At 72.1% G+C, this 25,171-nt stretch carries 26 protein-coding genes; 10 read left to right on the top strand and 16 right to left on the bottom strand.

Going from position 1 to position 25,171, the window contains the following annotated elements; translation table 11 throughout:
* Nucleotides 1–126: 126 nt before the first annotated feature.
* Nucleotides 127–780: a DedA family protein gene (locus ACZ4XX_RS35065; RefSeq protein ID WP_468511896.1), complete on the bottom strand. Its 654-nt coding sequence runs from the start codon at nt 778–780 to the stop codon at nt 127–129.
* Between the two features lie 272 nt (nt 781–1,052).
* Complete coding sequence (locus tag ACZ4XX_RS35060) at nt 1,053–1,490, bottom strand: DUF4442 domain-containing protein (RefSeq protein WP_468511898.1); 438 nt, start codon at nt 1,488–1,490, stop codon at nt 1,053–1,055.
* Between the two features lie 120 nt (nt 1,491–1,610).
* Between ACZ4XX_RS35060 and ACZ4XX_RS35055 the strand changes: the two genes are divergently transcribed.
* Complete coding sequence (locus ACZ4XX_RS35055) at nt 1,611–2,753, top strand: DUF8017 domain-containing protein (RefSeq protein WP_468511895.1); 1,143 nt, start codon at nt 1,611–1,613, stop codon at nt 2,751–2,753.
* Between the two features lie 290 nt (nt 2,754–3,043).
* Complete coding sequence (locus tag ACZ4XX_RS35050) at nt 3,044–4,471, top strand: MFS transporter (RefSeq protein ID WP_468511894.1); 1,428 nt, start codon at nt 3,044–3,046, stop codon at nt 4,469–4,471.
* Here the strand turns inward: ACZ4XX_RS35050 and ACZ4XX_RS35045 are convergent.
* Together ACZ4XX_RS35045 and ACZ4XX_RS35040 are read right to left on the bottom strand one after the other, a co-directional pair.
* The gene (locus ACZ4XX_RS35045; protein ID WP_468511893.1) at nt 4,433–5,278 is read right to left on the bottom strand and encodes a spermidine synthase; all 846 of its coding nucleotides are present in this window, start codon (nt 5,276–5,278) and stop codon (nt 4,433–4,435) included. The two genes, ACZ4XX_RS35050 and ACZ4XX_RS35045, sit on opposite strands and share 39 nt — an antisense overlap.
* Nucleotides 5,279–5,372: 94 nt before the next feature.
* Nucleotides 5,373–6,098, bottom strand: a complete 726-nt coding sequence (locus tag ACZ4XX_RS35040; RefSeq protein ID WP_468511892.1) for a DNA alkylation repair protein — start codon at nt 6,096–6,098, stop codon at nt 5,373–5,375.
* Between the two features lie 182 nt (nt 6,099–6,280).
* On the opposite strand from ACZ4XX_RS35040, the gene ACZ4XX_RS35035 reads away from it, so the two are divergent.
* Nucleotides 6,281–7,042 (top strand): TVP38/TMEM64 family protein, encoded by a 762-nt coding sequence (locus tag ACZ4XX_RS35035; RefSeq protein WP_468511891.1) that lies wholly within the window; start codon nt 6,281–6,283, stop codon nt 7,040–7,042.
* A 22-nt stretch (nt 7,043–7,064) separates the two neighbouring features.
* Here ACZ4XX_RS35035 and ACZ4XX_RS35030 read toward each other — a convergent pair whose 3' ends face one another.
* Complete coding sequence (locus ACZ4XX_RS35030) at nt 7,065–8,234, bottom strand: thiolase family protein (protein ID WP_468511890.1); 1,170 nt, start codon at nt 8,232–8,234, stop codon at nt 7,065–7,067.
* Between the two features lie 136 nt (nt 8,235–8,370).
* On the opposite strand from ACZ4XX_RS35030, the gene ACZ4XX_RS35025 reads away from it, so the two are divergent.
* Both ACZ4XX_RS35025 and ACZ4XX_RS35020 read left to right on the top strand, forming a co-directional pair.
* Nucleotides 8,371–8,841 carry a winged helix-turn-helix transcriptional regulator gene (locus tag ACZ4XX_RS35025; RefSeq protein WP_468511889.1) on the top strand — a complete coding sequence of 157 codons (471 nt, stop codon included), beginning with the start codon at nt 8,371–8,373 and terminating at the stop codon, nt 8,839–8,841.
* An 82-nt stretch (nt 8,842–8,923) separates the two neighbouring features.
* Nucleotides 8,924–9,796, top strand: coding sequence for an undecaprenyl-diphosphate phosphatase (locus ACZ4XX_RS35020; protein WP_468511888.1), 873 nt, complete (start codon nt 8,924–8,926; stop codon nt 9,794–9,796).
* 136 nt (nt 9,797–9,932) lie between these two features.
* Here the strand turns inward: ACZ4XX_RS35020 and ACZ4XX_RS35015 are convergent, their stop codons facing one another.
* Entirely contained in the window at nt 9,933–10,565 is a 633-nt protein-coding gene (locus tag ACZ4XX_RS35015) for a flavin reductase family protein (RefSeq protein ID WP_468511887.1), read from the bottom strand.
* Between the two features lie 80 nt (nt 10,566–10,645).
* Here ACZ4XX_RS35015 and ACZ4XX_RS35010 point away from each other — a divergent pair, with 80 nt between their 5' ends.
* Together ACZ4XX_RS35010 and lnt are read left to right on the top strand one after the other, a co-directional pair.
* On the top strand, nt 10,646–11,092 hold the full coding sequence (locus tag ACZ4XX_RS35010; protein ID WP_468511886.1) for a nuclear transport factor 2 family protein: 447 nt from the start codon (nt 10,646–10,648) through the stop codon (nt 11,090–11,092).
* 124 nt (nt 11,093–11,216) lie between these two features.
* The gene (gene lnt, locus ACZ4XX_RS35005; protein WP_468511885.1) at nt 11,217–12,968 is read left to right on the top strand and encodes an apolipoprotein N-acyltransferase; all 1,752 of its coding nucleotides are present in this window, start codon (nt 11,217–11,219) and stop codon (nt 12,966–12,968) included.
* Here the strand turns inward: lnt and ACZ4XX_RS35000 are convergent.
* Both ACZ4XX_RS35000 and ACZ4XX_RS34995 read right to left on the bottom strand, forming a co-directional pair.
* Entirely contained in the window at nt 12,892–13,797 is a 906-nt protein-coding gene (locus ACZ4XX_RS35000) for a Gfo/Idh/MocA family protein (protein WP_468511884.1), read from the bottom strand. The two genes, lnt and ACZ4XX_RS35000, sit on opposite strands and share 77 nt — an antisense overlap.
* Nucleotides 13,798–13,857: 60 nt before the next feature.
* Nucleotides 13,858–15,099 carry an FAD-dependent monooxygenase gene (locus ACZ4XX_RS34995; RefSeq protein ID WP_468511883.1) on the bottom strand — a complete coding sequence of 414 codons (1,242 nt, stop codon included), beginning with the start codon at nt 15,097–15,099 and terminating at the stop codon, nt 13,858–13,860.
* 102 nt (nt 15,100–15,201) lie between these two features.
* Between ACZ4XX_RS34995 and ACZ4XX_RS34990 the strand changes: the two genes are divergently transcribed.
* From ACZ4XX_RS34990 to ACZ4XX_RS34980, 3 genes are all read left to right on the top strand, one after another.
* On the top strand, nt 15,202–16,008 hold the full coding sequence (locus ACZ4XX_RS34990) for a TetR/AcrR family transcriptional regulator (protein ID WP_468511882.1): 807 nt from the start codon (nt 15,202–15,204) through the stop codon (nt 16,006–16,008).
* The gene (locus tag ACZ4XX_RS34985; RefSeq protein ID WP_468511881.1) at nt 16,005–16,532 is read left to right on the top strand and encodes a DinB family protein; all 528 of its coding nucleotides are present in this window, start codon (nt 16,005–16,007) and stop codon (nt 16,530–16,532) included. Before ACZ4XX_RS34990 ends, ACZ4XX_RS34985 begins: the two co-directional genes overlap by 4 nt.
* A 158-nt stretch (nt 16,533–16,690) precedes the next feature.
* A complete protein-coding gene (locus ACZ4XX_RS34980) occupies nt 16,691–17,176 on the top strand; it encodes a hypothetical protein (RefSeq protein WP_468511880.1) in 486 nt (161 codons plus the stop codon).
* A gap of 90 nt (nt 17,177–17,266) precedes the next feature.
* On the opposite strand, the gene ACZ4XX_RS34975 is transcribed toward ACZ4XX_RS34980, so the two are convergent.
* The 8 genes from ACZ4XX_RS34975 to ACZ4XX_RS34940 all read right to left on the bottom strand — a co-directional run bounded on the left by ACZ4XX_RS34975 (nt 17,267) and on the right by ACZ4XX_RS34940 (nt 24,991).
* Nucleotides 17,267–17,740, bottom strand: coding sequence for a hypothetical protein (locus tag ACZ4XX_RS34975; protein ID WP_468511879.1), 474 nt, complete (start codon nt 17,738–17,740; stop codon nt 17,267–17,269).
* Nucleotides 17,741–17,810: 70 nt separating this feature from the next.
* Nucleotides 17,811–18,494 (bottom strand): uracil-DNA glycosylase, encoded by a 684-nt coding sequence (ung, locus tag ACZ4XX_RS34970; protein WP_468511878.1) that lies wholly within the window; start codon nt 18,492–18,494, stop codon nt 17,811–17,813.
* Between the two features lie 104 nt (nt 18,495–18,598).
* Nucleotides 18,599–20,176, bottom strand: a complete 1,578-nt coding sequence (locus ACZ4XX_RS34965; protein WP_468511877.1) for an ABC transporter substrate-binding protein — start codon at nt 20,174–20,176, stop codon at nt 18,599–18,601.
* A 148-nt stretch (nt 20,177–20,324) separates the two neighbouring features.
* Nucleotides 20,325–21,092 carry an SDR family oxidoreductase gene (locus ACZ4XX_RS34960; RefSeq protein WP_383581284.1) on the bottom strand — a complete coding sequence of 256 codons (768 nt, stop codon included), beginning with the start codon at nt 21,090–21,092 and terminating at the stop codon, nt 20,325–20,327.
* A gap of 29 nt (nt 21,093–21,121) precedes the next feature.
* Nucleotides 21,122–21,883: a 3-oxoacyl-ACP reductase FabG gene (fabG, locus tag ACZ4XX_RS34955; RefSeq protein ID WP_030316526.1), complete on the bottom strand. Its 762-nt coding sequence runs from the start codon at nt 21,881–21,883 to the stop codon at nt 21,122–21,124.
* A gap of 455 nt (nt 21,884–22,338) precedes the next feature.
* Nucleotides 22,339–22,722, bottom strand: coding sequence for a DUF3037 domain-containing protein (locus tag ACZ4XX_RS34950; protein WP_384328540.1), 384 nt, complete (start codon nt 22,720–22,722; stop codon nt 22,339–22,341).
* Nucleotides 22,719–23,564: a HipA family kinase gene (locus ACZ4XX_RS34945; RefSeq protein WP_468511876.1), complete on the bottom strand. Its 846-nt coding sequence runs from the start codon at nt 23,562–23,564 to the stop codon at nt 22,719–22,721. The genes ACZ4XX_RS34950 and ACZ4XX_RS34945 overlap by 4 nt, the downstream gene beginning before the upstream one ends.
* A gap of 284 nt (nt 23,565–23,848) precedes the next feature.
* Entirely contained in the window at nt 23,849–24,991 is a 1,143-nt protein-coding gene (locus ACZ4XX_RS34940; RefSeq protein ID WP_468511875.1) for an agmatine deiminase family protein, read from the bottom strand.
* Nucleotides 24,992–25,171: the final 180 nt, after the last annotated feature.

Below are 25,171 nucleotides of genomic sequence, written 5' to 3'. Positions count from 1 at the left end.
GCCCCGCAGAGAGGGGCGGTGGGGGGGTTGGGGGGGGGGGGGTGGCAGGGTGGGCGGCGGGGGGGGGGGCGCCCCCCCCCCCCCCCTCCCCCCCCCTCCCTCACCTGATTCCCGGTGCGTCCGGACTCAGTCGGCGACCGCGACCGGCGTCGGCTCCGGGGCCTCGGCCTGCTCCGCCGCCGCCTTCTTGGCACGGTTCTTGATGATCAGCATCGACGCGACGCCGATCAGCACGGCGAGGACGAGCCCCAGCCACGAGAAGCGCTTGAGCCAGGCCTCCGCGACGATGCCGACCGAGTAGATGACGGCCGTCGTGCCGCCGGCCCACAGGATGCCGCCGAAGACGTTGGCGATGAGGAACTTCCAGTACGGCATGTGCAGGACGCCCGCGAGCGGCCCGGCGAAGATGCGGAGCAGGGCGATGAAGCGGCCGAAGAAGACCGCCCACATGCCCCACTTCTGGAAGGAGCGCTCGGCAAGCCCGATGTTGGCCTCGCTGAAGTGCTTGGGGAACTTCTTCCCCAGCCAGGCGAGCAACGGCCGTCCACCTCTGCGGCCGATCGCGTAACCGATCGAGTCACCGATGATCGCACCGGCGGTGGCGCAGGCGCCGAGGACGTATGGGTTGATGTCGCCGTGCTGCGAGGCGAGCAGCGCGGAACTCACGAGGACGATCTCGCCGGGCAGCGGGATGCCCAGGCTCTCCAGCCCGATCACCACGCCGACGAGGACGTAGACCGCGATCGCGGGGATCGTCTCCAGCCACTCCTGGACGTGCAACGCGGCTTCCTCCCGTTTCGACTGCTTGGACTGCTTCGACTGCTTGGACAGCTTCGAGCACTGCCACCGCTTCGACCGCTCTGCCGCGCCCGTCCCCTGGTCGGGGGTCCGTGGCGCCGGCGCGCACCGCGGCGGGCACGCCGGGGCAGCCTACCCGGTCGGGGTGGACGGCCCGCGCCGTCGGCCGCCCGGAACGCGACCGCCCCCGCACCCCGGTAGGGGTACGGGGGCGGTCCACGGCGTCCCTGGTCGGGGCTCGGGCCCAGCGCCGGTCAGGCGTTCGGGCGCAGGGTCCAGACGACGGTCATCTCGCCGGTCACGGCGCCGTCCTCGCGGGTGATGTCGATCCGCACCGGGAACTCCGGCCGCTGCCCGGCGTCGAGCTCGGCGACGACCTCGGCGGCCGGGCGGCCCAGGGTCGCGGTGGCCGTGACGACGCCCATCGCGAGCTTCTTGTAGCCGATCTCGGCCTTGACGGCGAGCGGCACGGCGCGGCTCAGCTGGTCGCCGAACGCGGCGAGCACGATGGCGCCGCTGGCGGACTCGGCAAGCGTGAACATCGCGCCGGCGTGCGGGCCGCCGACGTGGTTGTGGTAGGCGGCCTGGTCCGGCAGGCGCACGACGGCGCGCTCGGCGGTGGTCTCCAGGAACTCCAGGTTCAGGGTTCCGGCCATGGGCACCGTGGCGGCGAGCATCTCGCCGACGGTCATCTGGTCTGCGCTCATGGCCGTGATGTTACCCACGAGTAGCAGCCTTGGCCATCCCCTGCGCGTGCGCTGTGCGGGGGCGGGCGTGGTCGAGGCGCCTCCGCACCTCTATGGTTACTGGCCATGTGGCCAGGACAGCAGCCGCCCGGGGGCGAGCAGAACCCGCAGGACAGCAATCAGAACCCCTATCAGCAGTCGGGGTACCAGCAGCCGAACCCGTATCAGCAGCCGCCTGCCCAGCCCGGGTATCCGCAGCAGCCGCCGACACAGCCCGGCTACCCGCAGCAGCAGCCGCCGGCACAGCCCGGGTATCCGCAGCAGGGGTACGGCCAGCAGCAGGGTTACGGCCAGCCGAACCCGTACCAGCAGCCGACCGTTCCGCAGCAGTACGCGGTGCCGGGTCCGGTGCAGCCCGGCGGGCCCGACGGCGGGAAGAAGAGGACGACGCTCGTGGCGATCGTCGCCGCGACCGCCGTGGTCGTCGCGGCCGGTGTCACCGGCTTCCTCGTCCTCGGCAAGGACGACGACAAGAAGACGACCGCCGACGACCAGAAGCCGACCCCGACGGCCGCGCCGGTGGACCCGTCGACCGATCCTTCGACCATCCCCTCCACGGACCCGAGCGACAGCCCGTCCGGGATCGCCAACCCGCGTGACGGCGCCGCCCAGCAGCCGACGATCCCCGGCTGGAAGGTCGTCTACAACCCGAAGTACGGCACGCTCTTCGACGTACCTCCGGAGTGGGAGGTGCTGAAGCCGGGCATGATCACCTTCTTCGAGGACGAGAAGAAGAACGACGGCAGCCCGCTCGTCACCATGTCGTCGCCGACGCGCCTCAAGAGCGAGTGGTGCACGTACGACACCGACAAGAACGGCACCAAGGAGACCTGGGGCCTGAGCACCGCCGGCACCAAGGGCGGCCAGGGCGCCAAGAACACCTCGGACGCCTCGCGCAGCGAAGCCGGAACGTGGGTGTGGGGCGGCTACGCCCAGCACATGCCGCAGAGCACCATCAAGATCACCAAGCCGGTGCCGTACAAGACGAAGTCGGGTCTCACCGGCCACATGGCGATGGCGACGGCGCCGGGCGTCAAGAAGCGCAACAAGTGCGAGACGGACGGCAAGTCGATCGCCTTCACCTTCAAGAACGCCAAGGGCGACTTCTCGACCTGGGTGCTCTACGGGGCCGACGGCGTCAAGGACGAGCTGCCGGACGCCACCATCCAGAAGATCCTGTCCACGGTCCGGCTCGCGCCGGAGTCCTGACCGGACGGCATGCGAAGGTCCGACCCCGGCGCGTGGTCCGTCCACGCGCCGGGGTCGACGCGCAGGCCGTACGGACGCTGGCCGCCACCGACCACGGTCCCGTCCACGCGCCGGGGTCGACGCGTCCGGAGCACTGCCCGGGCCGCTCTGCCGCCCCCTGCCCGGTGCCTCGCCCAGGCCCCTGACCGGACCCCCGCCCGGAGCCACTGTCCAGGACACTGTCCGGCCCTCAGGCGTCCCGTCCGGATATCGGGTTGGCATACGGGCGGCCCGCCAGGGATAGTCCCGGGGTGAACAGTCCCGCCGCCGCCCCCCACCGCGCTCCCCTCGGCTCGCGCCGCCCCGAGTGGGCCGGGCGCAACTACGTCCTCCTGACCGCCGCCACCATCGTGACCAACCTCGGCACGCACGGCGCGTTGATCGCCACGACCTGGGCGGTGTTCGAGACCGGTGGCGACGCCGGCGACGTGGGACTCGTGGCGATGGCACGGTTCCTGCCGCTCGTCCTCTTCCTGCTGATCGGCGGCGCGGTCGCCGACCGGGTGCCCCGGCACCGGGTGATGGTCGCGGCGAACGTCCTCAACTGCGTCTCGCAGGCCGTCTTCGCCGCCCTCGTGCTCGCCGGTTCGGCCCAGATCTGGCAGATGATGGTGCTGACCGCGCTCTGCGGCACCGGCCAGGCCTTCTTCAACCCGGCGGCCGAGGGCATGCTGATGTCCAGCGTCACCGGGGAACAGGCGAGCCGCGCCTTCGCCGTCTACCGGATGGCCATGCACGGCGCGTCCATCGGCGGCGCGGCGCTCGGCGGCGCGCTCGTCGCGTTCGTCGGACCAGGCTGGGTCCTCCTGATCGACGCCGTCGCCTTCGCGGTCGCGGGCGGGCTCCGCGCGTTCCTGGACGTGAGCGGAATCCCCGAACGCGCTCCCGGCGGTGGTCTCTTCTCCGATCTCCGCGAGGGCTGGCACGAGTTCATCGGCCGGCCCTGGCTGTGGTCGATCGTCGCCCAGTTCTCCGTCGTGGTCGGGCTGATCGGGGCGGTCGAGGCGGTGTACGGGCCGCTGGTCGCCAAGGCGGAGCTGGGCGGCGCGCGGCCCTGGGGCATCGCGCTCGCCGCGTACGGGGTGGGAACACTCGCGGGCGCCTTCCTGATGGCCCGCTGGAAACCGCGCCGGCTGCTGTTCGTCGGCACGCTCTGCGTCTTCCCGATCGCGCTGCCGTCGGCGGCGCTCGCCGTACCGCTCGACGCGTGGGGGCTCACGACGGCGATGTTCGTCAGCGGTGTGGCCATCGAGGTCTTCGGCGTCTCGTGGATGACGACGATGCACCAGGAGATCCCGGAGGAGAAGCTGTCCCGGGTGTCGGCCTACGACTGGTTCGGCTCGACGGCCCTGCTGCCGCTGACGACGGCGCTCGCGGGCCCGGCGGAGAACACGTTCGGCCGGAGCACGGCGCTGTGGGGGGCCGCGGGGCTGATGGTGCTGGTCACCGCGCTCGTCCTGTTGGTCCCGGACGTCCGGAACCTGACCCGGCGTCCGCACACGAAGGAGCCGGTCGGCGGGGTGACGCCGGCCGTCGCCTCCGGCTCCGTACCGGCTCCGACGGGCGCGTCCCTCGCCGCGTCGGCCGTTGATGCGGCCGTTGTTCCGGCCGATGCCTCGGCCACTGCTTCAGCCGGCGCTTCAGCCGATGCCGAAGGCTCCCTCCGGCGGAACGGGTGACGGGACGGCCCCGGCGTCGAGGACGGGTGCCGCGGCGCCGGTGAACCGGTGGAGCGTGTCCCCGTGCTCCACGCGCGCGGGGAAGGCGTCCGAGGCGGCCCGGCGGGCGAGGTGGGCGGTGTCGATCTCGCGGCCGGAGGCCACCAGGACCGCGTTCCCGAAGCGGCGGCCGCGGAGCACGGCCGGTTCGGCGACCAGCGCGAGCTCGGGGAAGACGGCCGCGAAGGTGGCGAGCTGCGAGCGGAGGAAGGCGAACGGCGCTCCGTCGGCCAGGTTGGCGGCGTAGACGCCGTCGGGTCGCAGCACGCGCCGAACCTCGCGCGCGTACTCCACGGATGTGAGGTGGGCGGGCACGCGGGAGCCGCCGAAGACATCGCCGACGACGAGGTCGGCCGAGGCGGCGGGGGCCGCCTCGAGCCAGCGCCGGGCGTCCGCGCCGTGCACGGTGATCCCGGACTCCTCGGGCAGCGGCAGGTGTTCGGCGACGAGCGCGAGCAGCCCCCGGTCGGCCTCGACCACCTCCTGGCGCGAGCCCGGCCGGCTGACGGCCACATAGCGCGGCAGGGAGAGCGCCCCGCCGCCGAGGTGCAGGACGTCCAGGGGTTCGCCGTCGTCGGCGGCGCCGTCCACGACATGGGCGAGCCGGCGCGCGTACTCGAACTCCAGGTACGCGGGGTCGTCGAGGTCGACGTACGACTGGGGTGCGCCGTCGACCGTGAGGAGCCAGGCCCGCTCCCGGTCCACATCGGGCATGAGGCGCGCGGTGCCCTGGTCGACCTCACGGATGACGGGAATCTGCTCGTTCACGCTCTCATTGTGCAGGGGCGCCGGGGACGGACGGTCGGGGCGGTCGGCGGGGGCCAGTGGCGGTCAGCGGCGCCCCTGGTCGGGCCGGGGCCGGTCAGAGGTGTTTGAGGGCCTCGCGGACCGAGAGCGGTGAGAGCCGGGCGGTGTGTGCGGCGACGAAGGCGCGCACCTCGGCCGGGGCCGTCTTGCCGTACTCGCGCAGGCTCCAGCCGATGGCCTTGCGGAGGAAGAAGTCGGTGTCGGCGGCGCGGCGCAGACAGTGGGCGAAGAGCCGGTCCGCGTCGGTGGCCTCCTTGAACCGCAGCTGGTGGAGGATCGCCGTCCGGGCCACCCACAGGTCCTCGTCCTCGATCCACTCGTCCATGCGGTCGCCGAGCACGGGATCGGCCGCGACGAGACCGCCGACGACATGGGCGGCGAGGTGGTCGACCGTGTCCCACCAGGAGACGGTGGTGACGAGCCGGCGGGCGACGGGCAGGAATCCGGACGAGCAGCGCTTCACATGGCGGCGCAGGTAGTCGACGGCGAAGTAGTGGTACTCGCGCTCGGGCAGTGCGAAACAGCGCAGGGCGACGGCGGCGCAGTCCTGCTCGTCCGGGCGGGGGGTGCCGTCGAGGACGGTACGGGACAGGGCTCGGCGCTCGGGGGTGCGCAGCCCGAGGAAGGGGGCGACACCCTTCATGTACGCGACCATCTCCTGTGCCCGGAAGGGGTTCCCCGCTGCCGGGTAGGCGGTGGTGAGCCGTTCGAGAAGGGTGTCGGCGAGCGCGCTGTCGGGGATGCCGACGGACCCGCCGGCCGTCGGCGCGGTCTCGGTCATGGGGCCCTCCGTGTCGTGGGCGGTCCGCGGCGTGCGCGGTCCACCCGGGTTCGTGGGCCCACCCGGGGGCATGGGGCCCGCCCGGGATCATGGGCTGTCCGCCCGGGGTCATGGGCTGTCCGCCAGGCGGGACATGACGCACATTACGGCGATCATACGGACGCGTCCGTTACTCTCCCCGAATGCTCGCTCCCGTGCCCCGGCCGCCGGGCTCCCTCGCCTTCCGCTGCTCCCGGGCCCTGCTCGCGCCCCGCGCACGGCTCTCGATGCTCGCGCTGCTGCTGCTGACCGCGGCGGCCCTCGTCGTCCTGTACGAACCGCAACGGCTGCTCTCCTCGGGCTGGCCTCAGCAGACGGACGGCACCGGCGCGGTGATGCTCTTCGGCCTGGCGTACGGCGTGTGCACGGCGGCGTTCGTCCCGCGTCCGGTGCTCAACCTGGCGGCGGGCGCGCTCTTCGGCTCGGCCTTCGGTCTGACGGCGGCGATCGCGGGGACGGTGCTCGGCGCGGGGATCTCCTTCACCCTCGGCCGCTTCCTGGGGCAGGATGCGCTGCGGCCGATGCTGCGGGGCCGCTGGCTGACGGCGGCGGACGGGCAGCTCAGCCGGCACGGGTTCCGTTCGATGCTGGCGATCCGGCTGTTCCCCGGGGTGCCGTTCGCGGCGGCGAACTACTGTGCCGCCGTCTCCCGGATGGGGTACGTGCCGTTCCTGGTGGCGACGGGGATCGGTTCGGTGCCCAACACGGCGGCGTACGTCGTGGCGGGCGCGCAGGCGGGGGAACCCGGCTCCCCGGCGTTCCTCGTCTCGGCGGGTTTCATCGCCCTGTCCGCCGTGGCGGCCGCCGTGGTCGCCTGGCGCAAGCGGCACCATCTGCGGTCCCCGGCTCAGGCCGTGGCGCCGGAGCCGGAGCAGACGCCCGAGACGGTGGGCAGCCCCCGCTGAGGGGGTGTGCGGGCGGCGGAGGTCAGAGGGCCTCGACGATCATCGCGTTGGCCAGGCCGCCCGCCTCGCACATCGCCTGGAGCCCGTAGCGGGCGCCCCGGGCCCGCAGTGCGTGGACGAGCGTGGTGGTGAGGCGGGTGCCGCTGGCGCCGAGGGGGTGCCCGAGGGCGATCGCGCCGCCGTGGACGTTGACCTTGGCCGGGTCCGCGCCGGTCTCCTGCTGCCAGGCGAGGACGACGCTGGCGAAGGCCTCGTTGATCTCGAAGAGGTCGATGTCGTCGAGGGAGAGGCCCGAGCGCCGCAGCACCTTCTCCGTGGCGGGGATGACGCCGGTGAGCATGAGCAGCGGGTCGGAGCCGGTGACGGCGAAACTGTGCAGCCGGGCGAGGGGCCGCAGGCCCAGGCGCGCGGCGGTGTCGGCGGCCATGACGAGCACGGCGGAGGCGCCGTCGTTGATCGGGCTGCTGTTGCCCGCGGTGACGGACCAGTCGATCTGCGGGAAGCGCTCGGCGAAGCCGGGGTCCTCGAAGGAGGGCCGGAGTCCGGCGAGGATCTCGGGGGTGGTCGCCGGACGCACCGACTCGTCGCGGCGGACGTCCTCGTACGGGGCGACCTCGGCGTCGAAGAGTCCGGCCGCCCAGGCGCGCGCCGCCTTGGTGTGCGACGCGGTGGCGAAGGCGTCCATGGCCTCGCGGTCGATCGACCACTTCGCGGCGATGAGCTCGGCGCTGACGCCCTGCGGGACGAGGCCCTCGGGGTAGCGCTCGGCGACACCGGGTCCGAAGGGATCGGCGCCCGGCGGCACGTTGGACCACATGGGGACCCGGCTCATGGACTCGACTCCGCAGGCGACGGCGATGTCGTAGGCCCCGGAGAGCACGCCCTGGGCGGCGAAGTGCACGGCCTGCTGGGAGGAGCCGCACTGCCGGTCGACGGTGGTGGCGGGCACGGACTCGGGGAATCCGGCACCCAGCCAGGCGTAGCGGGTGGTGTTCATGGCCTGCTCGCCGACCTGGTCGACGGTGCCGCCGATCACGTCGTCGACGAGGGCGGGGTCGATGCCGCTGCGCCCGATCAGGGCACTCAGGGTGTGCGAGAGCAGGGCGACGGGGTGGACATGGGCCAGGGCTCCGCCCGCCTTGCCCTTTCCTATCGGCGTCCGGACGGCTTCGACGATGACGGCGTCACGCATGACAGACTCCTGAGTTGGAAAAGTGGACCAACACTCATCGGTAACATAACCCCCAGGGTTGGCTTTTCAAACCCACTCGGAACAGTGAGTTGGATTCCCGAACCGACAGTGCCCCGACTGTCCTACCCTTGAGCCCATGAAGGCCGCCCCCCGCCCCTGCTCGATCGCCGACACGCTGGCGCTCGTCGGCGAGAAGTACTCCCTGCTCGTACTCCGGGAGGTCTCCCTCGGCGTACGACGCTTCGACCGGATCGCCCGCAACACCGGCGCGCCCCGCGACATCCTCACCACCCGCCTCAAGCGGCTCGTCGAGGCCGGAATCCTGGAGAAGGTGCGGTACAGCGAGCGCCCGCAGCGCTTCGAGTACCGGGCCACGGCGGCCGGCGAGGAGCTCCAGCCGGTCCTGGTGACCCTGATGGCCTGGGGCGACCGGCACCTCAACGCCGACGACCGCCCGGTCGTCCTCGAGCACCGGTGCGGCGAGGTTCTGAGCCCCCGGATCGTCTGTGCCCACTGCGGTGACGAGGCCGCCCGAGACAGCCTCACCGCCCACGTCCGGGCGCCCGGCTGGAGCACCGCGGGCCCGACGGTCCCTCAGGAGGACTGAGCACGGGACCGTTCATCTGGGGAAGGTACGCTGCGCTCGACCTGCTGATCGCACACGTACATAACGGGACGGCCCTAGCCCCATGAGTTGGTTCGAATCGTTCATCCTCGGACTCGTCCAGGGGCTGACGGAGTTCCTTCCCATCTCCTCCAGCGCGCATCTCCGCCTCACGGCGGCGTTCGCCGGCTGGGAAGACCCGGGTGCGGCCTTCACCGCCATCACCCAGATCGGCACGGAGACCGCGGTACTGATCTACTTCCGCAAGGACATCGCCCGGATCGTCTCGGCCTGGTTCCGCTCCCTCACCGACAAGTCGATGCGCTCCGACCACGACGCCCAGATGGGCTGGCTGGTGATCATCGGATCGATCCCGATCGGCGTCCTCGGCATCACGCTCAAGGACCAGATCGAGGGCCCCTTCCGCGACCTGCGGCTGATCGCCACCACCCTGATCGTCATGGGCATCGTCCTCGGCATCGCGGACCGGCTCGCCGCCCGCGACGAGATCGGTGGCCGCCACCGGGCGATCCGCGAGCGCAAGACGCTCAAGGAACTCGGTGTGAGGGACGGCCTGATCTTCGGCGTCTGCCAGGCGATGGCCCTGATCCCGGGCGTCTCACGCTCGGGCGCGACGATCTCCGGCGGCCTGCTCATGGGCTACACCCGCGAGGCGGCCGCGCGCTACTCGTTCCTCCTCGCGATCCCGGCGGTGCTCGCCTCGGGCGCGTACGAACTGAAGGACGCGGGCGAGGGACACGTCTCCTGGGGCCCGACGATCTTCGCGACGATCATCGCGTTCGCCGTCGGATACGCGGTGATCGCCTGGTTCATGAAGTTCATCACCACGAAGTCGTTCATGCCGTTCGTGATCTACCGCATCCTGCTCGGCATCCTGCTCTTCATCCTGATCGGCACGGACGTACTGAGCCCGCACGCGGGCGAGTCGGCCGACTGACGGAGCCACGGGCCGACGAGTACGCCCCCTGCCCACCACGACGCCGGCCCACGACGAGGCCGCACCGGATGCCGGGACCCGCGGTAACAACTGTCGATCACACGCCGCGGGTCAGGCACGATCCGGAAGAGACGGCCTAGCCGCGCTTCCGATCCCGGGCGGAGACGTCGTGACCGTCGGCAGCGTAGGGCACGCGGGCGATCTCCCGGATGCCGCCCAGGGTGCCCCACTCGTTCTTGCCGAGCCTGGTCAGCGGGCGCATCAGGGTGATCTCCGGGTGGCCGTCGACGACGACCGACTCGTCGATCGCCGCGTGCACGACCCGGCCGAACACGACCGTCGAGTCGCCGATCCGCAGCGTGCTGTGCAGCTCGCACTCCAGCGCCACCGGCGACGCCGCCACACGCGGCGGCTTCACACGCAGGCTCGGCTCGCGCTCGACGCCACAGGCGTCGAACTCGCCGACCCCGCGCGGGAAGTCCGTCGCCGTCGCGTTGATCTGCTCGAAGAGTCCCTCGGGGGCGAGGTTGACGACGAACTCCCCCGTCTCCTCCACATTGCGCAGCGAGTCCTTGCGTCCCACCGAGGTGAACTGCACGACCGGTGGCGTGACCGAGGCGATGGTGAAGAAGGAGTGCGGGGCCAGGTTGTCCGTCCCGTCCGCCGAGGTGGTGGAGACCCAGGCGATCGGCCGGGGCACGACGGTGGCGGTGAGCAGCCGGTAGAAGGAGGTCCGGTCGCTCAGTTCGGGATCGATGTTCACACGCATCCGGCCAGTATGACCGGGTCCTGGAACTCCCCCCGCGCACGCCCCTTGGCCCCTGGCCCGGCCTGCCCGACACTGATCCGATGACGCAGCGCGTGGACCTCGCGACCGTGATGGACCGACTCGCCGTCGACGACCTGATCACCGGGTACGCGGCGGCCGTGGACGACGCCGACTGGACCGCCTACCGTGCCCTGTTCTCGCCGGACGGCAGGGCCGACTACCGGGGCTCGGGCGGCGTCGAGGGCCCGGCGGACGAGATCGCCGACTGGCTCGCCGAGACGTTGACGCTCTTTCCCGTACGCCAGCACCTCATCGTGAACCGCCGCGTCCTCTTCCGCGGGCCGGCCGGGTACCCGGAGAACGGGGACACGGCGGAGATCCGCGCCGACTACGTCAACCCGATGCGCTTCACCTCCGGAGAGGACTTCGTCTGCGGGGGCCGCTACGCGTTCGGGGCGGTGCGCACCGCCGACGGCTGGCGGCTGACATCGGTCGTGGTCGACGAACGGTGGCGCCGGCACGGCTGACCGCCACCCCCGGCCCCGCTGCCGCCGCCCGGGGGACCCTCCCGCCCCGGTCACCACGACGGACCGCCCGAGCCGCGCCGGACCCGGTCACGCCCGACACTGAAGGCAAGGGCGGAGGCATGCCATGCGAAATCCGTTCGTACGACGGGACCAGGAGCAGGGTCAGAGCCACGAGCAGGGCCAGGGTCAGGAGCAGGGCGGGAACCAGCCTCGGGGCAAGGACCGGGACCAGGCCCCGGGCCGCGACCACGGCGGTGGGACCCGTCGGCGTACCCTCGCCCGCTCCCTGCTCGCCGTCGGCTGCGGCGCGCTGCCCGCGCTCGCCTTCCCCGCCCCCGGACTCTGGTGGTGGGCGTACCTGGCCCTCGTCCCCTGGCTCCTCCTGATCCGGACGGCTCCGGGAGCGCGCCGGGCCGGCCTGGACGGCTGGCTGGGCGGGATCGGTTTCGTGTTCGCCGTCCATCACTGGCTGCTGCCCAGCCTGCACGTCTTCCTCCTCCCCCTCTCCGCGCTGCTCGGCCTGTTGTGGATGCCGTGGGCCTGGCTCGTGCGGGCCCTGCTCGGTGGCGTGCCGTCCGCCCTGCGGGCCGGCTCCGCCCTGGTCGCGTTGCCGTCGGGCTGGCTGCTGATCGAGCTGGTGCGCTCCTGGGAGGGGCTGGGGGGTCCCTGGGGGCTGCTCGGGGCGAGCCAGTGGCAGGTGCCGGCGGCGCTCCGGCTGGCCTCGGTCGGCGGGGTGTGGCTGGTGACCGCGCTCGTGGTGGCGACGAACACGGCCGTGGCCCTGCTGGTGGCCGCGCCGGGGCTGCGCACCGTCGGGGTCGCGGGGCTCGCGGGCTGCGCGCTCGTGGCCGGTACGGCCGCCTGGGGTGTGGGGGCGCCGCGGGTGAGCGGGTCGGTGCGGGTGGCCCTCGTACAGCCGGGCGTGTTCGACGGGCCGGACGGGACGGAGCGGCGGTTCGACCGCGCCGAGGAGCTGACCCGCTCGCTCGCCGGGCAGCGCCTCGATCTGGTGGTCTGGGGCGAGAGCGGCGTCGGCGCCGATCCGGCCGGCCGGCCCGATCTCGCCGCCCGGCTCACCGCTCTCTCGCGGGAGGTCGACGCACCGCTCCTGGTCAATGTGGACGCCCGGCGGGCCGACCGCCCTGGCATCTTCAAGAGCGCCGTCATGGTCGGTCCGGCAGGGCTCACGGGCGAGCGCTACGACAAGATGCGGCTCGTGCCGTTCGGCGAGTACGTCCCCGCGCGCGGGGTCCTGGGCTGGGTGACGTCGTTCGGCAAGGCCGCCGCCGAGGATCGCCGCAGGGGCAGCACACCGGTCGTGATGAGGCTGCCCGCCACGGGCGACGGCAGCGGGGACGGTACGCGCGAGGGCGGCGGGGACGTCACCGGCGGAAGCGCCCGGGGACCGCTGATCGGCCCGCTCATCTGCTTCGAGTCCGCCTTCCCCGACATGAGCCGGCACCTCGTGCGGGACGGGGCCGGGCTCCTCGTCGTCCAGTCGTCGACCAGTACCTTCCAGGAGAGCTGGGCGCCCGCCCAGCACGCGTCCCTCGCGGCACTGCGGGCCGCGGAGACGGGGCGGCCGGTCGCGCACGCGACGCTCACCGGGGTCAGCGCGGCGTACGGCCCCGACGGGCGCAGGATCGGGCCCGTGCTCGGTACGGACGCGAGCGCCGCCGCCGTCCGCGAGCTGCCGCTCTCGGACACGACGACGGGCTACGTCCGCTGGGGCGACTGGCCGTTGTACGGGGCGCTCGCCGTGGTGGGCGCGGTGTGCGCCGCCGAGGGCGCGGGCGCGTTCAGGAGGCCTGGATCAGCGCCTCGCGCACGACGCGCTCGCACAGCTCATGGGTCTGCAGGGCGTCCCGGGCGCTGAGCACCCGCCCGTCGCGTACGGCGTCGAGGAAGGCCAGTACGGCCTGTTCGATACCGCGCTGGCGGGCCACCGGCACCCAGTCGCCGCGCCGCCGCAGGGTCGGCTGGCCCTTGTGGTCGACGACGTCGGCGAGATTGACGACCTGGCGCTTGGTGTCCTGCCCGGAGACCTCGAGGATCTCCTCGGTGGAACCGTTCATCCGGTTCATCACGCCGATGGCGGTGAAGCCGTCGCCGGAGAGCTGGAGCACCACGTGGTGCATGAGCCCCTCGCGGATCCGGGCGCGCACGTCGATGTGCTCGATCTCGCCGGGGAGGAGGAACCGCAGGGTGTCGACGACGTGGATGAAGTCGTCGAGAACGAGGGTACGGGGGTCCTCGGGAAGGCCGATGCGGTTCTTCTGAAGAAGGATCAGCTCGCGGGGGTGCTCGGCACACTGGGCGTACGAGGGGGCGAGGCGCCGGTTGAAGCCGACGGCGAGGCTCACGGCGCGCTTCTCCGCCAGTTCCACGATCCGCTCGGACTCGGCGTACTCGTAGGCGAGGGGCTTGTCGACGTACGTGGGGACGCCCGCGTCCAGGAGCCGGCCGGCGATCTCGGCGTGCGCGGCCGTCGGCGCGTGGACGAAGGCGGCGTCGAGCCCGGCGGCGAGCAGCGAGTCGAGGTCGCCGTGACGCTGTGCGGCGGGCAGGTGGAGGGTGTCGGCGACCCTGTCGAGCGTCGCGCGGGTGCGGGTCTGAAGGTGGAGTTCGACCCCGGGGAGGGTGGCGAGGACCGGAAGGTAGGCCTTCTGCGCGATGTCGCCGAGTCCGATGCAGCCAACCTTCACGGGTTCTCCCTTGTCGTGTCCACAGGCCCCCGTACGGGTGGGCCGTTCGCGCCGGTCAGCTTACGCGGACCGGGCCGGGGCCACCGGCGGCCGCCAGTCGGCGATGCGGTCGAAACCGCGCAGGACGAGCCCCGGGCCGAACCGGGAGACCGCGCTGACGAGCGTGGCGCGCAGCGCGACGGCGGGGCGGGCCGCGAGCAGGGTGACGGCTCCGGTGCGGGCGGCCTTGCGGACGATGGCGGTGGTACGGGGAAGGCGGTCGGCGGTGTACGCGGCGAGGTCGCGGCCCGGGACGAAGTCGGGTACGGGGCCGGCGGGGTGGGCTTCGGCCGCGCGGCCGGTGGGACGGACTTCGGCCGCGGGGCCGACGTGGTGGGCGAGGACGACGGCGTCCTCGATCGCCTGGTTTCCGCCCTGGCCGAGGCTCGGCATCATCGCGTGCGCGGCGTCGCCGAGGAGCGCGACCCGGCCCCGGTGGAAGGCGGGCAACGGGTCGGGCAGGTGGTGGACGTCGTGGCGGAGGACCTGCGCGGGGTCCACGGCGGCGAGGATCTCGGGGACGGGGTGGTGCCAGTCGCCGAACAGGCGCAGGAGTTCGGCCTTCTCGTCGTCGGGCGCCCGGCCGCCGGCGGGGGCGGCGGCCATCGCGTACGCGTAGATCCTGCCGTCCTTGAGGGGCTGCGTCCCCCACAGGCGACCGGCTCCCCAGGTCTCGTGCGGCGCGAACGGCCGCTCGGGGGCCGGGACGACGACCCGCCAGGTGGTGCAGCCCGCGTACCGAGGGCCGGGGTGCCCGGGGAAGAGGGCGGGCCGGGTCGCGGAACGGATGCCGTCGGCGGCGACGACGAGTGAGGCCTCGATCTCTCCGTCGGGGGTGGCGAGGCGGGCGGGGCGGTGGTCGTCGCCGGGGTCGACGAGCGTGCCGGCCGCCCCGGTGCGGACGGCCCCGTCGGGGAGGGCTGAGGTGAGGATGTCGACGAGGGTGGCCCGGTGGAGGAGGACGAGCGGCCCGCCGAAGCGAGCGGCGGCGGCCGCGGCGTCGGTGCGGGCGAGCCAGCGCCCGTCGGGGGCACGCATGCCGCCGTCGCCCTGCCAGGCGGCGAGGGCGCGGACGCGGTCGCCGAGGCCGATGACGTCCAGGGCGCGCTGGGCGTTGGGGGCGAGGCCGATGCCGGCTCCGACGGGGGCGAGGTCGGCGGCCCGCTCCAGGACGGTGACGTGCCAGCCGCTGCGGTGGAGGGCGACGGCGGCGGTGAGTCCGCCGATGCCGGCTCCGACGACGACGGCGCGGTGCTGTTCCATGGCTGCTCCTCGGATCGGGAAACTACAGATGTAGTCCTACCGATGGCGTGACCGTACTACAGATGTAGTGAGGCGGGAAGCGTCCGGCTGTAGGTTGTCCTCATGACCTCAGCGCCGCCCTCCGCCGCCCCTCCCGGCCCGACCGGATCCCCCGGTGCTCCCGGCGCTTCCGGCGGTTCCGGCACTTCCGGGAGCGCGGGCACTTCCGGGACGTCCGGCTCCGCCGCCTCCCGTGCGGACCGGATCGGCGACGCCGCCCTCGACCTCCTCGTGGAGCGCGGCATGCGGGGCCTGACCCATCGGGCGGTGGACGAGCGGGCGGGGCTGCCGCAGGGGTCGACGTCGAACCACGCCCGCACCCGCCAGGCACTCCTGGAGACGGCCGTACGACGTCAGGTCCAGCTGGAGTCCCAGGTTCTGACCCCGGACGAGCTGCCGGGCGCCGCCTCGCCCGGGGCGGCGGCAGGGGCGCCGATCGGAGCCCTTCCGGAGGCACCCCTCGGCACCGACACCCTCGCGGACGCGCTCTCCCTCGCCCTGCACCGCTATCTCACCGACCACCGCGCCCTGCTCGTCTCCCGCTACGAGCTGGCCCTGGAGGCGACCCGCCGTCCCGAGCTCCGCGCCTTCTTCGACGCCGCCGGTTCCGTCTTCCGCGGCCCACTGGTCGCGATGACGGCGGCGGCCGGCTCGCCCGAGCCCGAGCGTCACGCGCTGTCGCTCGTCGCCTGGTGCGAGGGGCTGATGTTCTCCTGCGCCGTCGGCTCCTTCCACACGGCCGTGCCGAGCCGCGCGGAACTGCGCACCGGCTTCGACGAGTTGCTGCGGGGCATGCTCGGCGATACGGGCCCGGGGCGCGGGGAAAGCGGTGGCGCGGCCGGTGACCATGAGGGACGATGCCGCGCATGACCACCGAACGCATCGAAACCGCGCCCCGCGTCGACCCGAGCACCACCTCGGGCGAGCGCGAGGCGCTGGAGCAGTGGCTCGACTTCCATCGCGCGACCCTCGCGAGGAAGTGCGAGGGGCTCGACGACGCCCAGCTGCGCACCCTGTCCGCCCCGCCGTCGGAGCTCAGCCTGCTGGGCCTCGTCCGCCACATGGCGGAGGTCGAGAACGGCTGGTTCCGCAACGTCCTGGCCGGCGAGAAGGCGGGCTGGATCTACTCGACCGAGGAGGACCGCGACCGGGACTTCCACTTCACCGGCGAGGACACCTTCGAGGAGGCCCACGCGACCTGGCAGGCGACGATCACCCATGCCCGCACCGTGGCCGCCGGGCGCGGTCTCGACGACCTGGGCGAGGGCGGTCACCACTCAGGAAAGCAGTTCAACCTGCGCTGGATCTATCTGCACATGATCGAGGAGTACGCCCGCCACAACGGCCACGCGGACCTCGTCCGCGAGCGGATCGACGGTGCGACCGGCGACTGAGCGCCCACGCGCCGCGCGGCGATCGGGATCCGACCGCGCGACCGCGTACCCGCAGGCACGCCGACCGGGTCAAGTCCGGTCCCGCGTCGCTCACCCGTGCGGGGCATTCCCCTGCGGTAGGGGCGCGGAGATCACGGAGGACCAGCAGAGTTGCGCGGGTGCATGGAACCCGAACAGCAGCGAAGATCCTGGTCGGGGCGGCCGTGGCCGCCCTCGCGGGCTGCGTCACGGTGGACACCCCGCCGACGGCGCCCATCTCCTCGCCCGCCGCGGAGACCTTACGCCCCGCCCAGGACGTGGCCCCGCAGATCGTCGAGGGACCGGCCCTCGAGGCCCTCGAAGCGGCGCTCCCCACTCCCCCACCGTCCGTCACGCCCCGCGCGACACCCTCGCCCGAGGCGCGCCGGCGGACGGCGGCCCCGCCCCACCCGGAGGCACCGCGCCCCGCGTTCGTACCGGGGCAGCGTGAGCGTCCGCGTCCGGAGACCCGGCCGCCGCTGCCCGAACTGCCGGCGGAACCGGCCGAGCTTCCGCAGAACCCATCGGTCTCCCGGGCGGACGTCTGCGACCTGGGCGAGCGGTACGGCGGCTGGGCGCCCGACAGCGACCCGTCACGCCTCTGCCACGGCACGTACGGCCCCTGAGGCCCCGGGGCACGTGGCCCGCGGAGACCCGCGGGCCCGAGTGACCAGAGCGGCCCACGAGAACCCGGGGCCCGAGGCGGCTTCCGGCCCTCACACCCCGCGAAGCCGCAGCTCCAGGCGCTCGATCGCGGCCCGCACCCCGTTCCCGTAGCCGTCGTCGTCGAGGTGGTCCGAGGCGGCGCGGGCCCGGTCGAGATGGACCCGCGCGGCGTCGTACCGCTGGAGTTTGACGTAGTCGGCGGCCAGGTTGAGGTGGAGCGAGGGGTACAGCGCCCGGAGGGCGACCGCCGAGTCGTGCTCCGCCAGCCGCTCCTCCGCGAGGCCCTCCGCCGCGCTCAGGGCCCGCAGGTCCCAGGCCAGCTCGGTGTCGGGGTCGTCCTGGGCGTCCGCCATGTAGTGCGCGAGGGTGCACCGGTGCAGCGGGTCCCCGTCCGGGCCGATCTGCTGCCAGAGCAGCCCGAAACGGTTGCGTGCCTCCTCGCGGTCGCCGCCGTGGAGCAGCATCATCGTCTGCCCGATCCTGGTCATGACCCCGTCGTCCGACACCTGCTGCTGCTCGGTCACCGCGACCTCCACCCGCTCTCCCACTGGGAGAGCCGACGCTAGCCGCACCGGGGCCGGATCGGGCCGAGGCTCAGCCGAGGTCCGGGATGCGCCAGTCGATCGGCTCGTGTCCCTGGGCCGCGACGGCCTCGTCGATCTGGGTGAAGGGCTTCGATCCGAAGAACTTCTTCGCCGAGAGCGGGGAGGGGTGGGCGCCCTTGACCACCACGTGCCGCTCCTCGTCGATGAGGGGCAGCTTCTTCTGGGCGTAGTTTCCCCAGAGGACGAAGACGGCGGGGTCGGGGCGCGAGGCGACGGCGGTGATCACCGCGTCGGTGAACTTCTCCCAGCCCTTGCCCTTGTGCGAGTTCGCCTCGCCGGAACGGACGGTCAGCACGGCGTTGAGCAGGAGGACGCCCTGCTCGGCCCACGGCATCAGATAGCCGTTGTCCGGGACGGGGTGGCCGAGCTCGGCCTGCATCTCCTTGTAGATGTTCCGCAGGGAGGGCGGGGTCTTCACGCCGGGCCGGACGGAGAAGCAGAGGCCGTGTCCCTGCCCCTCGCCGTGGTAAGGGTCCTGACCGAGGATCAGGACCTTCACCTTGTCGTACGGGGTGGCGTCGAGGGCGGCGAACACCTCGTCCTTCGGCGGGAAGACCGGTCCCTCGGCGCGCTCCTCCTCGACGAACTCGGTGAGCTGGGCGAAGTACGGCTTCCGCAGCTCCTCGCCGAGAACACCCCGCCAGGACTCGGGCAGCATGCTGGTGTCGGTCACGGTCAACAACCTCCGGTGGACGTTCCTGTTACTCCGTCCACGAACCTACCGGGGGCCACTGACAGTGGCCCCCACGGGCTCCCGGCCGACGGCCGCCCCGGGTCCTACCAGCTGGCCCGGCGGCTCAGCTCCCAGAGCTGCATGACGGTCTGCGGGTCGAGCGCGCCCTCGCCGCCGCCGATGTCGTCCTGGGCCGCGATGTACAGCTTGCCCTGCCACAGGGGCAGCAGCCGGACATCCTGGACCATGATCTCCTGGGCCTCCTCGAACTCGTCCGTGACGGTCCCCCGGTCGCTCTCGCGGCGGGACTTCGGGAGGAGTTCGCCGGTGATCGTGGGGCTCTCGTACGGCGTACCGAGGACGTTCTCCTTGCCGACGAACGGCGCCACGAAGTTGTCCGGGTCCGGGAAGTCGGGGAACCAGCCGCGGCCGAAGACCGGGTACTCGCCCTTCTGGTACCCCGCCTGGAAGTCCTTCCAGGGCTTGCCCTCGATCTCGACCTCGAAGAGGCCGGTCTCCTCCAGCTGGCGCTTGAGTTCCTTGAACTCGGCGGCCGTCGAGGAGCCGTAGCGGTCCGTCGTGTACCAGAACTTCAGCTCGACGGGCTCGGTGATGCCGGCCTCGCGGAGGATCTTCTTGGCCTTCTTGGCGTCCGGGTCGCCGAAGCGGTCGAAGAACTTGGTGGTGTGGGCGGCGATTCCCTTGGGCACCATGGAGTACAGGGGCTCGGCGGTGCCCTGGTAGACCTTGCTGACCAGTTCGTCGCGGTCGACGACCTGGGCGATGGCCTTGCGGACCGCGGGCTTGGCGATCGTGGGGTCCTGGGTGTTGAAGACCAGGTAGCGGATGTCGGCGCCGGTCGACTCCACGATCTGGAGGCCCTTGTTCTCGGGCTTGTCCTCCTGGAGCTCGATGACCTCCTCGGCGGTGAGGCCGCGGTAGGTGGCGTCGATCTCCTTCTTCTTGAGCGCGGCGACCATCGCCTCGGAGTCGTCGAAGTAGCGGAGGGTCACACCGCCGTTCTTGCGGTCGGCGAAGCCCTTGTACGTGGGGTTCTTGGTCAGCTCCGCCGACTCGCGCTCGGTGTACGAGTCGAGGACGTACGGCCCCGATCCGGTGAGCTTGCCGTCCTTGCGCAGCTGGTCGGCCGGGTACTCGGCCGGGTCCACGAGGGACATCGCCGGCGTGGCGAGGACCATCGGGAAGGTGGCATCCGGCTTGTTGAGCCGGAAGACGACGGTCCGGTCGCCGACGGTCTCGATCTTGTCGAGCGAGCCGAGCATGCCGTTCGGGCCGCCCTTGTGATTGATCGTGCGGATGCGCTCGATCGAGTACTGCACGGCCTTGGCGTCCAGCTTGTGCCCATTGGAGAACGTGAGGCCCTCCACGAGCTTGCACTCGAAGACCCTGCTGGAGGTGTCCGAGAACTTGCAGTCCGCGGCGTCGGAATCCGGGGTCGTGCTGCCTGTCGGGAAACTCACCAGGGTCTGGAAGACATTCCGGAAGAGCTCCCAGGAGTTGTCCCAGGCGGCAGCCGGGTCAAGCGTGGTGGGAGAGCTCGTCGTACCGACGACGATTCTCTGATCCCCGGCCGAATCACTGTCAGAGAAGACACTGCATCCGGTTACCAGGGATATGGACACAAGGGCTGCAGCGGCCTGCAGACTGGTCCGGTTGAACACGTGCACGCTCCTCGTTCAGCCACGGGTCGGCCGACGATACCGCAGCACCCCGTCAGGTCAATGTTCGAGCCTGACGGGGCACTTGAGGCATTCGACGTATAACCGGGGTCAATCCGGACACGAAATCCGGAAAGTGTCCGATTATCGGTCACCCGACTCCGGCGTTCAGGAAAATCCCACCGTCGACCACAAGGGTCTGGCCAGTGATCCACTCCGACTGCGACGAGGTGAGGAAGGCGGCCGCGCCGCCGATGTCCTCGGGCTCGCCGAGCCGGCCGAGCGGGTAGGCCGCCGCGGCCTCCGCCTCCCGGCCCTCGTACAGCGCCTGCGCGAATTTCGTCTTCACGACCGCGGGGGCAATCGCATTGACCCGCACCAGGGGCGCGAATTCATGGGCCAGCTGAATGGTCAGATTGATCATCGCGGCCTTGCTGATTCCGTACGCGCCGATGAACGGCGAGGCGGAGACACCGGCGACCGAGGCGATGTTCACGATCGCCCCGCCGTGCTCCTTCTGCCAGGCGTGCCAGGTCCGCTGGGCGAAGCCGAGCGCGGAGACCACGTTGGTCTCGAAGACCTTGCGGGCCACCCCGAGGTCCAGGTCGGCGATCGGACCGAAGACCGGGTTCGTACCGGCGTTGTTGATCAGGAAGTCCACCCGGCCGAAGCCGTCCATCGCCGCCTCGACGGCGGCGGCCTGGTGGGCCTCGTCGTGGGCCTTGCCGGGGACGCCGATCGCCCGGTCGGCGCCGAGGCGCTCGACGGCCTCCTTGAGGGCCTCCTCGCCGCGTCCGGTGATGACGACCCGGTCGCCTCGGGCGACGAGCGCCTCGGCGATGCCATAGCCGATGCCCCGGCTGGCGCCGGTGACGAGAGCGACCTTGCCGGACAGTTCCGGCCGTGCCTGTGCGGTCATGTCTGCCGTGCTCCTCTCGATGCCGGTCGTCAGTTGAGCGGGCCGCCGGCCACGTACATGACCTGGCCGGAGACGAAGCCGGCGTCGTCGCCGGCGAAGAAGGCGATCGCGTTGGCGACGTCCTCGGGGCGGCCGACCCGCTGCACCGGGATCATGGACGCGGCGGCGGCCTGGAAGTCCTCGAAGCCCATGCCGACGCGCTCGGCGGTCTGCGCGGTCATCTCGGTGACGATGAAGCCCGGGGCGACGGCGTTGGCGGTGATGCCGAACTTGCCGAGCTCCTTGGCGAGGGTCTTGGTGAGGCCCTGGAGACCGGCCTTCACGGCCGAGTAGTTGGCCTGGCCGCGGTTGCCCAGGGCCGAGGAGGACGACAGCGAGACGATCCGGCCGAAGCCCGCGTCCACCATGTGCTTCTGGCAGGCCTTCGCCATCAGGAAGGCGCCCTTGAGGTGCACGTTCATGACGAGGTCCCAGTCGGACTCCGACATCTTGAAGAGCAGGTTGTCGCGGAGCACACCCGCGTTGTTGACGAGGATCGTCGGCGCGCCGAGCTCGGCGGCGACGCGCGCGACGGCGGCCTCCACCTGGGCGCTGTCGGAGACGTCGCAGCCGACCGCGAGGGCGGTGCCGCCCGCGGCGGTGATCTTCTCGACGGTGTCCTTGCAGGCCGCCTCGTCGAGGTCGAGTACGGCGACGGCGCGGCCCTCGGCCGCGAGGCGGAGCGCCGTGGCGGCCCCGATACCCCGTGCGGCACCCGTGACGACGGCTACGCGCTGCTCGGTGGTGGACATGCTTGGTTCTCCTCGCCCTTGGATCGTCCCTGGTCGCGGTCGAACCGGTCACCCGCTCCTGCGTCCCGCACATGAGCGACCGCTTAGTATCGTCCGCAGAACGAGACGCTAGAAGCACTGGCACCCGGTGTCAACGGCCCACCGGGTGCACCCGGTCACTGCCCACCCGTGCGGCACGGGCGGGCGCGGAGACGGACGCCCCGCCCGGCTGTGCGGCACGGGCGGGCACAGCCGGGCGGGGCGGGGTGAACCACCGGGCGCGGCAGGTGGATCCACCGGGCGTGGCGGGCGGATCCACCCGGCCGGGCGGGGGGATCCGCCAAGGCGGGGCGGGGGGGGGATCCGCCAGGCCCTGGCGGGGTCCGTCCGCCGGGGCGGGGCGGGGGCGATCCGCCAAGGCGGGGCGGGGGCGATCCGCCAAGGCGGGGCGGGGGCGATCCGCCAGGGCGGGGCTCTCAGCGCACGAGGAGGTCGAGCAGTCGCTCCACCTCGGCCTCCGGGTCGACGGTGAGGCCGGTGTGGACCGGCCCCGGCTGGACGACCGTGGAGCGCGGTGCGATCAGCCAGCGGAAGCGCCGTCCCGCGTCGTCACCGGCGGCCTGCCCGGCGGCGTCGCCTCCCAGACAGACCCCTTCGACCGCGCGCAGGGCGGCCCGCACCCCGGTCACGTCGGCCGCCGGGTCCAGCACCGACAGTTTCGCCTCGTCCAGGTGCGTACGGGCGGCCACGTAGGAACGGGCGCGGCAGTAGACGACGACTCCCGCGTTGAAGCACTCACCGCGCTCGACCCGCGGCACCACGCGCAGCAGCGCGTACTCGAAGACATCACGATCGGTCACGGGGTGCTGTCCTTCTCGGTGGAGTGCGTCCGGGGCGCGAGGCGCTCGGCGAGCCAGCCGGGCGGCTGCTGCGGCCGGCTCTCGGTCCGGGGTCCGAGCGTGATCCGCTCGTGGATGGTGGCGGCGCGGGGCAGCAGCGCCGCGACGTAGGCGGCGCGCACCTCGTCCGTGCCGTCGAAGCCGGGCTCGTCGACGAGCCACTCGTCGGGCACGTCGGCGGCGATCTCGTCGAGCAGCTCACGGGTGACGAGCGGGGCCAGTGCGGCGGCCGCGGCGGCGATGTCCGGCGCGTAGCGGGCGAGCACGTGGTCGGAGGCGTCGTACGGCTTGGCGGCGGACGCCTGGGCGCCGGGCCAGTTGTGGTGCCAGATCATGGTGGCGCCGTGGTCGATGAGCCACAGATCGCCGTGCCAGACGAGCATGTTCGGGTTCCGCCAGGACCGGTCGACGTTGTTGATCACCGCGTCGAACCAGACGACCTTGCCGGCCTCCACGGGGTCGACCTCGTACGCCAGCGGGTCGAAGCCCAGCGAGCCGGGGAGGTAGTCCATGCCCAGGTTGAGCCCGCCGCTCGCCTTGAGCAGCTCCTGCACCTCCTGGTCGGGCTCGGAGAGTCCGATGACGGGGTCGAGCTGGATGGTGACGAGCTCGGGCACCCGCAGACCGAGCCGGCGGGCGAGCTGCCCGCAGACGACCTCGGCGACCAGGGTCTTGCGCCCTTGGCCGGCGCCGGTGAACTTCATGACGTACGTGCCGAGGTCGTCGGCCTCGACGATCCCGGGGAGCGAGCCACCCTCACGCAAGGGCGTGACATAGCGGGTTGCAGTGACCTCTGTTAGCATTTTCCCAGGCTATCTCAGGGCTGAACCGAGCAATCAAAGGTTCAGCCCTTTTTGCGTTCACGCCACGGCGATCTTGCCAATTTACACCGGGGAGCGGCCGGGCGGTCACGTACACCCCTCCGCCGAGGGGGCGCTCCGACGAGGGGGCGCACGCCTCCCGCACGGGAAGGCGTGTCCCCCGACAAGGAAGAGGCGCCCCTCCGGCGAGGAAGGGGCGCCGACATGAGCTCGTGTCAGGGGTCTCCGCGGGCCCGCTCCCGCCCCCGGTCGCCGTGTCCCGTCCGCTAGCGGACGGGCTGCTGCTGGGTGACGCAGTGGATGCCGCCGCCGCCGGTGCCGAGGCGGTCGATGTTCAGCTGCTCGACGACCCGGTCGGGGTAGAGGCTCCGCAGGGTCGCCTTCGCCTCCTGGTCCGCGCGGGTGTCACCGAAGTGGGCGCTGATGACAGCGCCGTTGCAGAGGTAGAAGTTGGCGTAGGAGGCGAGGAACTCCGGGTTGCTGGAACGGATCTTGTAGTAGTCCGGGCCCTGGAGGCGCATCGTGTCCATCGGGACGCCCGTGGAGGTCGTCGAGGCGGACAGGATGCTGAACTGCTGGCGCGCGTCCCGGGCGTAGGCGTCGTTCTCGGACGCCAGGGGCATCTGGACCAGGGCCTCGCCGGGTGCGAGGAAGCGGGACGTGGCGTCGACGTGGTCGTCGGTGATGTCCTGGCCGCGGACGCCGTCGAACCAGATGACCTTGGAGGCGCCGTACGCCGCGCACATGGCGGTCTCCAGCTGCCGCTCCGTCACCCCGGGGTTCCGGTTGCGGTTCACGAGGCTGCTGCGGGTGGCCATGAGGGTTCCGGCGCCGTCCTGTTCGATGGCTCCGCCCTCGCCGACCAGGTCGGCGTAGGTGATCGGCACACCCACGTACGAGGCGATGCGTCCGGCGACGAGCGCGTCCTTGGCGTGGGCCTGCTTGTTGCCCCAGCCGTTGAAGTTGAGGCCGATCGCGTCGAGGCCGCCGGCCCCGTCGGTACGGAAGACGGGCCCGGAGTCCCGCATCCAGCAGTCGTCGACGGGGATGGTGCTGATGACGGTGACCGTGGAGCCGCACAACTGACGGGCCTTGGCGGCGCTGCCCGAGTTGGCGCACATCACCACCGGTTCGTACTTCGCGACGGTACGGGCGATCAGGGCGATGTCCGCCTGGACGCCGCTCAGCTTGTTGCCCCAGATCGACGTGCTGTCCGGCCAGGCCATCCACGTACGGGTGTGGCGGACGTCCTCGACCGGGACCCGGAAGGTGCCCGCGGACGTGGCGGCACCGGCCTGGAAGCGGGTGGTGGCGAGGGCGGCTCCGGCCGCGGTCAGACCGGCCGCGGCGAGGAATCCCCGGCGGTTCAGACCGCTGCGTGCGCGTCGGCTGGATTCGGGTCGGCTCACGTGTGCCTCCTGCTTCAACTCCCCGCGGAGGGTCCGCGGTTGGCCAGAAATGTAAAACTGACCGAGCGCTCGGTCAATATTGTGCGCAGCATTGCCCGGAACCGCCGGAGCTCGTCCGCCACCGGGTGTACGAGGCATCGAAACCCGCAGATGGCAGGCGTAGGGCGTGGCTAGAGTGAG

The sequence above is a fragment of the Streptomyces sp. NPDC029956 genome, from assembly GCF_055574655.1.
The sequence above is the reverse complement of the archived record's forward strand: the minus strand, read 5'-3'. Positions and strand labels throughout refer to the sequence as shown.